The organism is Mesorhizobium sp. M2A.F.Ca.ET.039.01.1.1 (assembly GCF_003998035.1).
GTDB lineage: Bacteria > Pseudomonadota > Alphaproteobacteria > Rhizobiales > Rhizobiaceae > Mesorhizobium.
This window is the reverse complement of sequence record NZ_RZRY01000114.1, coordinates 1-13,092: the sequence shown is the minus strand read 5'-3', so window position 1 is coordinate 13,092 and position 13,092 is coordinate 1. Positions and strand designations below refer to the sequence as shown.

Annotated in this window: 15 protein-coding genes and 1 pseudogene; 9 read left to right on the top strand and 7 right to left on the bottom strand. The window is 63.7% G+C overall.

All coding sequences use genetic code 11. From position 1 onward, the window contains the following. Together EOA24_RS11840 and EOA24_RS11835 are read right to left on the bottom strand one after the other, a co-directional pair. A partial coding sequence (locus EOA24_RS11840; RefSeq protein WP_127409812.1) for an SDR family NAD(P)-dependent oxidoreductase occupies positions 1 to 111 on the bottom strand: 111 nt, incomplete at its 3' end. A 164-nt stretch (positions 112 to 275) separates the two neighbouring features. Continuing rightward, a complete protein-coding gene (locus EOA24_RS11835) occupies positions 276 to 1,175 on the bottom strand; it encodes a MurR/RpiR family transcriptional regulator (RefSeq protein WP_126081253.1) in 900 nt (299 codons plus the stop codon). A 212-nt stretch (positions 1,176 to 1,387) separates the two neighbouring features. Between EOA24_RS11835 and EOA24_RS11830 the strand changes: the two genes are divergently transcribed. Further along, on the top strand, positions 1,388 to 2,569 hold the full coding sequence (locus tag EOA24_RS11830; protein ID WP_127409811.1) for a Gfo/Idh/MocA family oxidoreductase: 1,182 nt from the start codon (positions 1,388 to 1,390) through the stop codon (positions 2,567 to 2,569). 83 nt (positions 2,570 to 2,652) lie between these two features. Then, a complete protein-coding gene (locus tag EOA24_RS11825) occupies positions 2,653 to 3,243 on the top strand; it encodes a hypothetical protein (protein ID WP_126081255.1) in 591 nt (196 codons plus the stop codon). Between the two features lie 61 nt (positions 3,244 to 3,304). On the opposite strand, the gene EOA24_RS42965 is transcribed toward EOA24_RS11825, so the two are convergent. Continuing rightward, entirely contained in the window at positions 3,305 to 3,487 is a 183-nt protein-coding gene (locus EOA24_RS42965) for a hypothetical protein (RefSeq protein ID WP_126081256.1), read from the bottom strand. Positions 3,488 to 3,777: 290 nt separating this feature from the next. Here EOA24_RS42965 and EOA24_RS11815 point away from each other — a divergent pair, with 290 nt between their 5' ends. Then, positions 3,778 to 4,212, top strand: a complete 435-nt coding sequence (locus tag EOA24_RS11815; protein WP_127409810.1) for a hypothetical protein — start codon at positions 3,778 to 3,780, stop codon at positions 4,210 to 4,212. 82 nt (positions 4,213 to 4,294) lie between these two features. Here EOA24_RS11815 and EOA24_RS11810 read toward each other — a convergent pair whose 3' ends face one another. The 3 genes from EOA24_RS11810 to EOA24_RS11800 form a co-directional block, all read right to left on the bottom strand. Then, positions 4,295 to 5,485: an NADH-quinone oxidoreductase subunit D gene (locus EOA24_RS11810; protein WP_126081258.1), complete on the bottom strand. Its 1,191-nt coding sequence runs from the start codon at positions 5,483 to 5,485 to the stop codon at positions 4,295 to 4,297. A 170-nt stretch (positions 5,486 to 5,655) separates the two neighbouring features. Continuing rightward, positions 5,656 to 6,084 (bottom strand): hypothetical protein, encoded by a 429-nt coding sequence (locus EOA24_RS11805; RefSeq protein ID WP_245466938.1) that lies wholly within the window; start codon positions 6,082 to 6,084, stop codon positions 5,656 to 5,658. Between the two features lie 179 nt (positions 6,085 to 6,263). Continuing rightward, positions 6,264 to 6,875, bottom strand: a complete 612-nt coding sequence (locus tag EOA24_RS11800; RefSeq protein ID WP_126081259.1) for an alpha-ketoglutarate-dependent dioxygenase AlkB — start codon at positions 6,873 to 6,875, stop codon at positions 6,264 to 6,266. Between the two features lie 91 nt (positions 6,876 to 6,966). Between EOA24_RS11800 and EOA24_RS44095 the strand changes: the two genes are divergently transcribed. Beyond that, a complete protein-coding gene (locus tag EOA24_RS44095) occupies positions 6,967 to 7,317 on the top strand; it encodes a KTSC domain-containing protein (protein WP_348526396.1) in 351 nt (116 codons plus the stop codon). Here EOA24_RS44095 and EOA24_RS11790 read toward each other — a convergent pair. After that, entirely contained in the window at positions 7,226 to 8,347 is a 1,122-nt protein-coding gene (locus tag EOA24_RS11790) for an NAD(P)/FAD-dependent oxidoreductase (protein WP_126081260.1), read from the bottom strand. The genes EOA24_RS44095 and EOA24_RS11790 overlap by 92 nt on opposite strands. Positions 8,348 to 8,542: 195 nt before the next feature. Between EOA24_RS11790 and EOA24_RS11785 the strand changes: the two genes are divergently transcribed. From EOA24_RS11785 to EOA24_RS11770, 5 genes and pseudogenes are all read left to right on the top strand, one after another. Continuing rightward, on the top strand, positions 8,543 to 9,919 hold the full coding sequence (locus EOA24_RS11785; protein ID WP_126083712.1) for an aspartate aminotransferase family protein: 1,377 nt from the start codon (positions 8,543 to 8,545) through the stop codon (positions 9,917 to 9,919). A gap of 223 nt (positions 9,920 to 10,142) precedes the next feature. Next, entirely contained in the window at positions 10,143 to 10,706 is a 564-nt protein-coding gene (gene msuE / locus EOA24_RS11780) for an FMN reductase (protein ID WP_126081261.1), read from the top strand. 524 nt (positions 10,707 to 11,230) lie between these two features. After that, positions 11,231 to 12,634: an HD domain-containing phosphohydrolase gene (locus EOA24_RS11775; protein ID WP_245466939.1), complete on the top strand. Its 1,404-nt coding sequence runs from the start codon at positions 11,231 to 11,233 to the stop codon at positions 12,632 to 12,634. Further along, positions 12,622 to 12,705: pseudogene (locus EOA24_RS44090) on the top strand (LuxR C-terminal-related transcriptional regulator); the annotation flags it as partial. The gene EOA24_RS11775 and the pseudogene EOA24_RS44090, both read left to right, overlap by 13 nt. 191 nt (positions 12,706 to 12,896) lie before the next feature. Then, positions 12,897 to 13,092: hypothetical protein (locus EOA24_RS11770; RefSeq protein WP_127409813.1), on the top strand; the 196-nt coding region annotated here is incomplete at its 3' end.

The following is a 13,092-nucleotide window of genomic DNA, read 5'->3' as shown; positions in this document are numbered from 1 at the left end:
GATCAGCAGGCCGGCGGCGCCGGAGCGCGCAAGCGTCTCGGCGGTCGCGCGGCCGATGCCTTGCGTCGCGCCGGTGACCAGCACCACCTTGCCGTCGAGACGAACCTCCATTCCTCCTCCCGGAACAAAGTTTCCATTTTTTCAAATATGGAACGATAATTCCCGTTAGTCAATCGTGCTAGAGCGGTTCACCGTTCCATGGAACCGGTGAACCGCTCTATCTCCTTGTCTTTCGCAATTCCGGACGGAAAACCGCTGACACTTTTCTTGGAATGTTAATCTGTCCGGCGCGCGACGACGCCATGGACCAAGGCCATGCCGACCGCGAGCGAGGCGGCTAGCGAACGGAAGCCGCCAAAATCCTGCTCAACCACTTCCAGCCAGGTGTCGGAGAGTTTTGCCAGCGGCGAAAATGTGCTGTCGGTGATGGCGAGGATGCGCGCCTTGCGCTCATGCGCGACGGCGACGAGGTCGGGCGTGATCGAATTGTAAGGACTGAACGAGACGGCGAGCACCGCGTCGCGCGGCGTGATGCAGCCGACCTGGTCCAGCGCGGTCGAGCCGACATTGTCGACCAGCACATTGCGCACGCCCTGCTGCGAAAGCGTCAGCGACAGATAGGTGGTGACGGGAAAGGCGCGCTTGCTGCCGATGACGTAGATCAGCTCGGCCGCCGCCAGATGACCGACCATCGTCTCGAAAGCGGCGATATCGAAATTGTTGCCGATGCGGCCGAGCGAGGCCTGGCAGGCGCCGACCATGCCATTGAGGAAATGCAGGTCGGCATTCGGCTCCCCGGCCTTGTCCGGGCTGCCTTGCGCATCCGGCCAGGAGCCCTTCATGCGGTCTTTGAACAGGAGCTGGAAATCGGAAAAGCCGGAATAGCCGAAGATCTGGGCGAAGCGCACCAGGGTCGAGGGCTGCACGCCGGCCTGGTCAGCCACCTGCGCGATCGTGCCGAGCGCAACCTCGCTCGGATGTTGCCAGAGGAAGATCGCCACCTGGCGAAGCCGTTTCGGGAAATGCACGGTGCCTGACGAAAGCACTGCGCGCAGCTCTTCATAGGTTTGCGGCTTGGTGTAGCCAAGTGCTGCCAGTGATCGGCTCCTCTTCCTCGCTGCCGTCTCCAGGCTATGCGAGGACGGCTCGTCGGCCGCCTTGCCGCGGCCGCTCATAGGATATGCCTCATCGTGACCCCAACCATCGGATGCATTATCCGATCCCTGCCCACCGGATGCGGTCCGTCACCTGGACCGAGGGTAAAAAGCTAACGCGGCACAATCGTTTTACAAAACAAAAAATAGAAATATCATTCGAAAACAGCCGTCGCCGGTCACAACATCCGCACCGACCGGCATATCGAAACTTGGGGAGGATAATCGCAATCATGGTCTATGCAACCGCCGATGGTACGTCGCGTCAACGCCTGCGGGTCGGCATGGTCGGAGGCGGCCGCAACGCCTTCATCGGCGCCGTGCATCGCCTCGCCATGCGGCTCGACGACCAGATCGCGCTGGTCGCCGGCGCATTGTCCTCGGATCCGGAGAATGCCGCGGCCTCCGCCGCCGAGATCGGCATCGCGCCGGAGCGCAGCTATGCCGATTACCATGCCATGGCGAAAGCCGAAGCGGCACGGCCGGACGGCATCGAGGCGGTGGTCATCGTCACGCCCAACCATCTGCACGCACCAATCGCGACGGCCTTCCTCGAGGCTGGCATCGACGTCATCTGCGACAAGCCGCTGTCGACGACGCTTGGCGAGGCCGAAGCCGTGGCGCTGACCAAAGCGAAGCAGCGCCGCTTCGTCGTCACGCTCAATAACACCGGCTACGCCATGGTGCGCCAGGCGCGCGAAATGGTGGCGGCGGGCGAGCTCGGCCGCATCGTGTCGGTGCACGGCGCCTATATCCAGGACTGGCTGACCAAGCCGATCGACGCCGAGGGCCAGAAGCAGGCCGAATGGCGCACCGATCCAGCGCGCGCCGGCCAGTCGGCCGTGCTTGCCGATATCGGCGTGCATGCCTTCAACCTGGCAAGCTTCGTCTCCGGTTTCGAGGCGGAGGCGGTTTCGGCCGACCTCTTCACCGCCGTGCCCGGACGGCGGCTCGACGACAACGCGCATGTGCTGATGCGCTGGGCGGGCGGGGCGCGCGGCACGATCCTCGCCAGCCAGACTTCGCCCGGCCATTACAACGACCTCTCGGTGCGCATCTATGGCGACAAGGCCGGGCTCGAATGGTCTGGATCGCGGCCGGAGGAACTGCGCTTCTCGCCCTATGGCGAGGAGACGCGCACGCTGGTGCGCGGCGGCCATGGCGCGACGGCGGAAGCGAGGCGCGTGTCGCGCATGCCGGCAGCGCACCCGGAAGGCTACATCGAGGCCTTCGCCAATTTCTACCGTGACGCCGCCGACATCATCCGCGCGCATCGATCGGGTGGCGCGGTCGATGCCGCGCGGGCAGCGCAGGTGCCCGACGTGGTCGACGGCGCGCGTGGCGTGAAGTTCGTGGCGGCGGCGGTGGAGTCGAACGCGGCTGGAGGAGCTTGGACGCAGGCGAGGCTTGGTTGAGGGGCAATCGCACTCTTGACGGCTTGCCAAACTCAGCCTCCGATGGCCGCAAACGCAGTTTGATAAAGCCGCCTCGGTGAACCATGAAGCGCGCGCAGATCGAAGAGCAGAACCGTTACCTCCTGCGGCGCCAGCGCGAATTCCGCCAGGCCGCCGATGTCGTCACGCAGTCCTGGATGGCGTTCCCCGAGATCAAGGCGATCGCTGTCATCGGCTCGGTGGCGAAACCGCTCTGGAAGGAGATTCCGAGGTTCAGCGACTTCCGCCGCGCGGGTATCGATGTTTGGCATGAATGCAGCGACCTCGACCTGGCTGTCTGGGTCGACTCGCAACACCGGCTTGGCGAGTTGCGCCGTAAGGGCGCCGCGGCGCTGCGGCAGGCGTTCGAGGCCGGGCTTGGCATCAGTGTCGCCGACCATCAACTCGACGTTTTCCTGTTCGAGCCCGGCAGCGACCACTACCTTGGCCGGCTTTGCTCCTTCAACCGCTGTCCGAAGGGAAATCGGGATTGTCTGGTTCCCGGCTGCGGGGCGATGCCCTTCAACAAGCGCATCGCGGATTTCCGGCCCTACGCCGATTTGTTGGAGCCGGTCACATATTCTACCCTCTACCAGCGCGATCGCGGTTTACTGCGTTCAGCGCTTGAATTGCCGAACGTCGATGAGGCTGGCTAAGCGACTCCCGCAAACTAGCCCTTGATCGCGACGTGCGTCCGGCGCGCCTCCCGTGAGCCGGTCAAGGTCGGGGCCGCCTGGGCGTGGAATGCTTGGGCGGCTCGTCATTCTCATCGGGATTGGGGATCGGCGCCTCATCGGGAAGCCGATCCGGATCCGGCTCGCGCATCGGCTTGGGTTCCGGGATGGGCGGAGGCGTGGGCACCGGCGTTGGAGACGGGTCCGGATTGGGGAGAATGGCCATCGCTTTTTCCTTCCGCTCGGCGCCTTGGCAGGCTCTACGCGATCCCGACAAGCGGGATGTCCTGCCCGACCTGAAAATGATGGAGGCGATCGCCGTATTCAGACGGTTTCGTCAGGAGCGATCGGCGGCGCAAGCTGGCAGAACGGCCGCGCCAGCGGATCGTTCCCACACGATCGCGCCGCGAGAACGATCAAATGATTCCGCGGGTCCGTTTCGGCCCTTGCCGGCGTTGGGCGGCGCCTTAGTTCCCAGTGTGGGCGGGTGATCATCTGTCGATACAGGAGACGGCCGTGAAGCACCAAACCCTTGACCAAAACAACGCCGTTGCCGACGTTCAGGCCGAAGCACCGGCTCTCATCGCCAACCGGGGCCAGCGCCTTGAGCGCTGGGCGCAACTTCTCGAACAAAGCCCCAGCCGCCGCCTCACGGCGTTGGCGGGCACCGAATACGCTCCACCCGACGTGCGTGAAAGAATGCGCACCGACGGATCGGCGATCACCGTCGCATTCGAAGATCCGATCTTCCGTGCGCAGGGCCTGCAGGATGACTCGTATGGCGAAGCCAAGCGCTTCTTCGAGATGAGCGACTGGCAACTGCATGAGGTTGTCTGCCATTGTCATGTCGGCGCCAACATGCCGGCGCGCTGGGCGGCGTCGCGCGTGCGCGCGGCGGTCTCTCCGGGTGCGGGCATCCTTGCGTGGCTGAGAGCTGTGTTCATGCACTAGGCGTGCACCTACGCACCGGGGCGTTGGTTCGAGATCTTGATAGGAGTAACGGAGATCTGGCGAGTTCTCCGCCCTCCTTGCGTTAGCGGTCGATCTCGCCGAAGACGATGTCGAGCGAACCGATGATCGCCGCGACATCCGCCACCATGTGCCCGCGCGACAGGAAATCGATCGCCTGCAGATGGGCGAAGGATGGCGCCCGTATCTTGCAGCGATAGGGAATGTTGCCGCCGTCGGAGACCAGATAGACGCCGAACTCGCCCTTCGGCGCCTCAACCGCGGCGTAGACCTCGCCACGCGGCACGCGGTGTCCTTCGGTATAAAGCTTGAAATGATGGATGGTCGCTTCCATGGAGCGCTTCATGGTGGCGCGCGGCGGCGGTGTGATCTTCTGATTGGCAACCGCGACCGGACCCTGGCCGTCGGCTGAGCGCAGCTTCTGCAGGCACTGCCGCATGATGCTCACCGACTGGCGCATCTCTTCCATGCGTACCAGATAGCGGTCGTAGCAGTCGCCGTTCTTGCCGACCGGGATATCGAACTCCATCTCGGGATAGCATTCATAGGGCTGCGCCTTGCGCAGGTCCCAGGCGGCGCCCGAGCCGCGCACCATGGGCCCGGAGAAACCCAACGCCCATGCGTCATCGAGCGAGATCGCGCCGACATCGACGTTGCGCTGCTTGAAGATGCGGTTGTCGGTAAGCAGCCCTTCGAGATTGTCGCAGACCTTCAGGAACGGATCGCAGAAATTCCAGATGTCGTCGAGCAGCTCTTCCGGCAGATCCTGGTGCACGCCGCCGACGCGGAAATAATTGGCGTGCATGCGGGCGCCAGATGCGCGTTCATAAAACACCATCAGCTTCTCGCGTTCGGCGAAGCCCCAGAGCGGCGGGGTCAGGGCGCCGATATCCATGGCCTGCGTGGTGACGTTGAGAAGATGCGACAGCAGCCGCCCGATCTCGCAGAACAATACGCGGATGAGTTGCCCCCGCCGCGGAACCGATATTTCCAGCAGCTTTTCGGCGGCAAGGCAGAAGGCATGCTCCTGGTTCATCGGCGCGACATAGTCGAGCCGGTCGAAATAGGGCAGGGCCTGCAGGTAGTTCTTGTATTCGATCAGCTTCTCGGTGCCGCGATGGAGCAGGCCGATATGCGGGTCGGCGCGTTCGACGATCTCGCCGTCCAATTCCAGCACCAGCCGCAGCACGCCATGCGCGGACGGGTGCTGCGGCCCGAAATTCAGGGTGAAGTTGCGGACTGCGGCTTCGGTCATGGCGACCTCCGCAAGAGTGAGGATCGAAGGCGACGGCGGCCGTTCGGCCGGGTCATGCCCCTAAAGCGCGTCGCGATCTTTCAGGTTCGCTCCCTGCGCTTTAGGTTCTTGATTCTACGCATGTCCTTGGTCCCGAAACCGGTTCCCACTTTCGGGAGACATGCTTTAGGTCAGGCCGTCGTCTGGATGATCAGCGTCAGCGTGCCGTCACCGTCGATGTTGGCTGCGACGACCTGCGAGGAATTCAGCCCGTTCGCATGCAGGACCGACGTCGCCTCGGGCGAGGCATCGACCGAGCTCTGCAGCTTGGCCAGCTCCTTGGCAGTCGTCCTGGTGACTATGGCCTCCGCCTGCGCCTTCACTTCCGAAGGCAGGTCCTCCATCGCCACCACGACGATGTTGGTGACGTTCTGGGCGGCATCGTCCTGGCCTGGTTGTGGTTGGCCGGGCTGCGGCTGGCCGGACTGCGGCTGGTGTGGAATGGGCTCCTGAGCAGGAGGCGGGGCTTGCGGCGGCTGCGGATCGGCGCGTTGAGCAGAAGCGGGCTGCGCCAATGCCATTGCCGACAGCGTCAGGACTATCGTCAAGGTGCGCATCATCTTTCCTTTCGATCTCGAAATCTGACGACACAACCCCGGGGCCGGGTGATGGTTCCAGGAAAGCCGCGACAGCGGCGACTTAGAGCAATTCCAGGAAAAGTGTGAGCGGTTTTCCGTCCGGCATTGCTTCAAAAACAAAGATAGAGCGGTTCGCCGTTTCCGTAAAACGGTGAAACGCTCTAAGAGACGCGCATCGTCCGGAAGGTGACGGAGTAGCGGTGTTGCGCGACAGGCGGGATGGAGTGTTCCCACTCGTTTCGCGACGGGCCGGCCATGAGATAGACCGACCTGGGCTCGACGTCGATCGTTGCCCGGTCCCATGCCGCGCCGCTCTTGCGGCGCAGCCGGAAACTGCAGGGCGCCAGCAGGGAGACGCCGGCGACCAGCTCGAAATGCGGCTTGTCGCGATGCCAGCCTATGCCGGCGCCCGGGCGATATTCGTTGATGAGCACCTGCGCGAATTCGCTCGCCGCGACGCCCGCGAATTCGGCGACCTTGGCGCGCAGCGGCAGCAGGAAGTCCGGAATGGGCGGCGCTTCGAGCACCTGGCGACGCTCATAGTCATAGCGCAGGCCGAAGCCGACGACCTGCCTGTTGGCAAGATAGCCATGAAAATCGAACGGCTTGAAAGGCAGGCCGCGGATATGGCCGACCAATGCGTGCTCTTCGTCACGGGTGATCAGTTCCGGCTTGTAGGAGAAGCCTTCGGGCGGGCTTGCGGGCAGCGAGGGCGCACCAAAGAGATCGCCCTGGCGGGCGCTCTCCCTGGTCGGGCGTTTGGCTGATGACATGCGGCTCAGATAGGCGATCGGAGCACGTGTGCAAGGCCGCTCACGGCCCGCGGAACCTGGAAGATGCGTGAAGGGTTAGGATGGAAGCAGGATGCCGGCCATGCCTTCCACCGCAATCCAGAACATTCACTACGATACGTCGCGGCGAGTCCTTTCGGTATGGTTCGTTCCGAGCGGCGACCGCTACGACTATGAGGATGTGGAACCCGAGATCTACATGGCCTTCAAGGCAGCTTTCTCAAAAGGCCAATTCTTCAACGAGTTCGTGCGCGATCGCTTCAGATACCGCCTCGTAGGACGTGGGCGCGGCATTGAGTGCCAGGGCGCCGCGTCTTCACGCCGCGGCGTCGTCAGCCCGTCTTGGGCGCGAGGATACACATCACGTGCTCGGCAATCGCCAGGCTGGCAGTCAGGCCGGGGCTTTCGATGCCGAACAAATTGACGAGGCCGTCGATGCCATGCGTTGCGGCATCCTGGATGACGAAATCGCTGTTGGCGTCGCCTGGGCCGGAGAGCTTCGGCCGGATGCCGCTATAGGCCGCCTGCAGGCTGCCATCGGGCAGATCGGGCCAATATTTGCGGATCGCGGCATAGAAGCGCTCACCGCGCGCCGGATCGATGCGATAGTCGATCGTGTCCGTCCACTCGACGTCCGGTCCGAAGCGTGCGGCGCCTGCAAGATCGAGCGTAAGATGGACGCCGAGCCCGCCGGGCTCAGGCACGGGATAAATAAGATGTGAAAAGGGTGCGCGCCCGGCAACCGAGAAATAATTGCCCTTGGCGTAGCGAAGCGCCGGCAGGAATTGCCGACCAAATCCTTCCAGCGAGCCTGCCAAGGCGACGGCGCCCAGGCCGGCCGCATTGATAAGGCGCGGCGCGGCGATCTCGAACTGCTCGCCGCTCGCCGCGTCCATCGTCCGCACCACGATCCTGCCCGGCTCGACGCGGCCCGAGACGATGCGGGTGTTGAGCGACAGCGTCGCGCCGTGCTCCTCGGCGTCGCCGAGCAGGCCGAGCATGAGCGCGTGGCTGTCGATGATGCCAGTGGACGGCGAAAGCAGCGCCATGGTGCAGTGAAGCGCCGGCTCCAGGGCTTGCGCTTCGGCGGCGGAGACGAAGCGCAAATCGTCGACGCCGCAGGCAGCGGCGCCAGCCTGGATCGTGGCGAGCACGGGGTCCTGGGCCTCGTCGGTCGCGACGATCAGCTTGCCTGCGCGGCGATGCGGGATCGCGCGTTCCGCACAGTACCGATACAGCATGTCGCGGCCAGCGACGCAGAGCCGGGCCTTCAGCGACCCTTGCGGATAATAGATCCCGGCATGGATGACTTCCGAATTGCGCGAGCTCGTCTCGGTGCCGATGGCATCCGCGGCTTCGAGGACAAGCGTGTCGAGACCTTTGGCGGCCAATGCGCGCGCGACCGCCAGACCAATCACGCCTGCGCCCGCGATAATGCAGTCGACTTGTTCCATTGCTAACCCTGCTGCGCCATCAGTTCCGCGACTGTCGCGGCTTGTTGGCGCTATCGATACCGGCTTCGCGGCTCTTGCGACCAGCCTTCGCGATGAGGCATCAGCCGTGACAATGCAACGCGGAACTTTCGGATTTCACAACGAGGAAGCTCGTCCTATTTCCGCTTTGGACCCCCAAGACAGGACCCCACCATGATGGACGCCAGACCGAATTCCCCCGAAGCCCGCGATATCCGCTACCACATGCACGGCTACACCAACGCGCGCAAGCACCAGGAAACCGGTCCGCTGGTCATCGAAAAGGGCGATGGCGTCTATGTCGAGGACATTGCCGGCAATCGCTACATCGAGGCGATGGCGGGCTTGTGGAGCGTCGCCGTCGGCTTCTCGGAAAAGCGGCTGGTCGAAGCCGCGGCAAGACAGATGTCGAAGCTGCCCTTTTACCACGACTTCGGCTCGAAGGCGCATGCGCCGCTGATCGACCTGGCCGAGAAGCTGGTGCAGATGGCGCCGGTGCCGATGAGCAAGGCCTATTTCACCAATTCCGGTTCCGAGGCCAACGATACCGCGATCAAGATGATCTGGTACCGCTCGAACGCGCTCGGACAGCCGGCGCGCAAGAAGATCATCAGCCGCAAGCGCGGCTATCATGGCGTCACCATCGCCTCGGCGAGCCTGACCGGTCTGCCGAACAACCATCTCTCCTTCGATCTGCCGATCGCCAACATCCTGCACACGTCGACGCCGCATCACTGGCGCGACGCGGAGCCCGGCGAAAGCGAGGAACAGTTTTCCGCCCGGCTCGCCGACGAGCTGGAAAAGCTCATCCTTGGGGAGGGGCCTGAAACGATTGCCGCCTTCATCGGCGAGCCGATCATGGGTGCCGGCGGCGTCGTCGTCCCGCCCGCCGGCTATTGGGAGAAAATCCAGGCGGTGCTGTCTAAGTATGACATCCTGCTGGTGGCCGACGAGGTGATCTGCGGTTTTGGCCGCACCGGCGAGATGTTCGGCTCGCAGACCTTCGGCATCAAGCCAGATATCATGGTGCTGTCGAAGCAGATTTCCTCCTCCTATCTACCGATCTCGGCGCTGCTCATCAATGACAAGGTGTTCGAGCCGATCGCCGACGAGAGCAACCGCATCGGAACTTTCGGTCACGGCTTCACCGGCGGCGGTCATCCGGTCGCCGCGGCGGTCGCGCTGGAGAACATCAAGCTGATCGAGGAGCGCGACCTCGTCGGCAATGCGCGCAAGGTCGGCGCGCATTTGCAGGCAAGGCTGCGCAAGCTCGCCTCGCATCCGCTGGTGGGTGAGGTGCGCGGCGTCGGCCTCATCGCCGCCGTCGAGCTCGTCGCCGACAAGGCGACCAAGGCGCCCTGGGGCAAGCCGGCGGCGCTCAGCGCGCTGGTCAACGGCTTCCTGCAGCAGAATGGCGTGATCTCGCGCAACATGGGCGATGCCATCGCCTTCTGTCCGCCTCTGATCATCACCGAGACCCAGATCGACGTGCTGGTCGATGCGTTCGAGCGGTCGCTCGCCGCCGCCCTGCCGCAGATTCATCCGCAGGGCTGAAGGGACGCTCGGCGCCCTATGTCTTGGCGTCCTTTTCCGCTGCTGACCGGCAAGCTGCCTATGCGCGTCTCGCCGTCGGTATCCATAATCTGTTCGATCCATGGAAAAATTGTTCGGCGGCGAGCCCTCCAAGGGTCGACGGTTCCTTCTAAGACGGGTCGGAGTCTATAAAAATTATAGACATTGGACCCTGGTCGTCGACATACCGAGAAAGTGCCACAGCATGCCCAATCCAACCGTTGTCGGTTTCTCCGGAAATTTCACCCGGCCGTCGAAGACGCGCGGCTTCGTCGAGCACGTCGTCAGGGATATCGCGGTCCGTAACAATCTGTCGGCGAGCACCTATGACATCGAAGATGTCGGCGCCTCGCTCGGCAGCGCCAAATGGGCGCGAGATCTCGATCAAAAGGGCCGCGACGTCCTTGACAAGGTCGTCAATGCCGATGTGCTGGTGGTCGGATCACCGACCTACAAGGGCAGCTATACGGGCCTGTTCAAGCACTTCTTCGACCTGCTCGACCCGTCGGCGCTGAGAGGCAAGCCGGTGCTGCTGCTTGCCACGGGCGGCGGCGAACGGCACGCGCTGATCGTCGAGCACCAGCTTCGGCCGCTGTTCGGCTTCTTCGAGGCGCTTGCCTTGCCGACGGGGGTTTACGCGACGGACAAGGATTTCGCCGATGGCGTTCTCGTGTCCGATCCGATCCGCAAACGCGCCGCGCAGGCGGTCGAGGAAGCAGGATACGCGCTGTTGCGTCGCGCGGGCGGTCAGCGGGTTGCGGCCGAATAGCCGAGGCCTCTGGCCGCGCGACGTTTCCCGACGGGTGAGGCATGGCCGATACGCCATCGGGCCAGCCGGCAGGCGATACGATTATCGCGCCGGTTTCAAGCGTAGCCGAGATGTCGGGCGAAATTGGACGGCTGATATTGCCGGTTGCAATACCGCGAGACGCTCGTTGGACAGGGCTCGCTTAAGGACAAATCTATATCCCCGACCAGTTCGATGCGCCTCAATCGCGACTTAAAGCGCGTCGCGATCCTTCGGATTCGCTCCATGCGCTTTGGTCTTTGATTTGCGCATGTCTTTATCCCGAAGCCAGTTCCCACTTTCGGGAGACATGCTTCAGTTCCATCGCGATAGTCGGAAGCGGCTGATATCCGCGAGGAAATCAAACGCTTACCTACATTAGGGCTTGCTGGTATAAGAGGGTTTCGTCAAGGCTGGTTTGTCCACGTCGAAAATTTCAGCTGAGACACTGTCGACATTTGACGATTTGGTGCGCCGAGTAGGCAGGACCTGGTTGAGGGTGTGCGATGACAGAAGTCTCGATACGCCGCGCAGACTTCATGATGGTCCTCGCTTATGCCTCGGATCTCGCGACAGGCCATTCCCGCGACTTCGCGCTGAAATCCTGCGTGCTGGCAATGCGGATCGCCGAGCTTGCTGGCGTTTCGGAGCAGGTTCGGCGCAATGCCTATCACCAGTCCATGCTGCGTTATGTCGGCTGCAACGCGGACACCGACCTTCTCTCGGGTCTCTTCGGCGACGAAATCGCGCTTCGCCAGGACCTTGTCGGTCTCGACATGGGTCACCGTGCGGAACTGGGCAGGGTCTTCGTGCAGGCTTTCAAGCGGTTCTATTATGATCTCGCGCCTGACGCGCAGGCCAAGGCGGTCGAGGCCGCGATGTCGCAGGCGCTCGCCGTGGCGCGCCCGGTTCTGACAGCCCATTGCGAGGTGGCGCAGCGGATCGGCGAACGCCTCGGTCTCTCCGACGAAATCCGGCGCAATCTCGGACAGATCTACGAGCGCTGGGACGGCAAGGGCCTGCCGCGTGGACTGAGCGGCGAGGAGGTCCTGCCCGCCGTGCGCCTGATCACACTGGCGCAGGATGCGATCGCGCTCAGTGATGCCGTCGGCATCGACGGGATGGCCGAGACCATCGCCAGTCGTGCCGACGGCCCGTACGAGGCCGATCTGGCCCGGCTCGTCTCAGCCAACGCCGCGATGCTGATGCGGGGTATCGGCGCCACGATCGACCGCGAGACGATTCTAGCGCTGGAGCCGGATCCGCCGGTGACGCTGGACGAAGGGGCTTGCGACGAGGCGTTCCTCGCCATCGCCGACATGATCGACATGCGCATGCCATTCACGCAGGGCCATTCGCGGATGGTGTCGGAGCTGGCCGCGGGCGCTGGAGCAAGGATCGGTCTGCCCGCCGCCGATGTTCGCGCGCTGCGCTGGTCGGGCTGCATCCATGACATCGGAGAGCTCGTGGTGCCTGTGGCGACTTGGATGCGCAACGGCCCGCTATCGGTGCGCGAGCGCGACGCCGCGCAACTGCATGCCTATTACGGCGAGCGGGCGCTGGCTTCCTTCGGCCATGACGGCGATGCGATGGGCGCGCTCGTGCTGCGTCACCACGAACGCCTGGACGGTTCGGGATATCACCGCAAGGTCGGCGGCTCCGACCTCTCCCCGGCGGCGAGGATATTGGCCGCTGCCGAAGCCTTTCAAACGTCACGCGAGGAACGTGCGCACCGCAAGGCGCTGTCCAGCGAAGCGGCGGCGGCACAGCTGCGCGCGGCTGTTCGTGACGGCTGTATCTACCCCGACGCTGCCGAAGCCGTTTTGTCATTCGCCGGGCAGCAGTCGCGCCGGGCCTTGCCGCAGGCGCTGGCCGGCATGACGCCGCGCGAATCGAGGTGCTGCGCCTGATCGCCGCTGGGCTTACCGCGAAGGAAGTGGCTCGGAAGCTGGATATCTCGCCCAAGACCGCGGACCATCACATCCAGGCGGTCTACGCCAAGATCGGCGTGGGCACCCGTGGCGCAGCCGCGCTCTACGCGGTCGAGCATGGCCTTGTCCGGCCGGGCGAAATGCCGGCTAGGGAATTCACCCCATGTGCGCCCGCTGCAAGGCGCGCATCGTGCTCCTGTCGACGGACCAATGGTGGCCGCGACCGACAGGAGGAAATCCGATGCTTCTCGCAACGACCAAGGTGGCGGACGTCGACCACTTTATCCGCATCTTTTCAACCAAGGGCGCCGACAAGCGCCGACTGCACGGCTCAAACGGCGCAACCGTGTTCCGCGACCCGAGCGAACCGGACCGCGTCTGGGCGATCTTCGACTGGGACGCCGAGGGCTGGAAGAATTTCGTGTCGGATCCGGAGG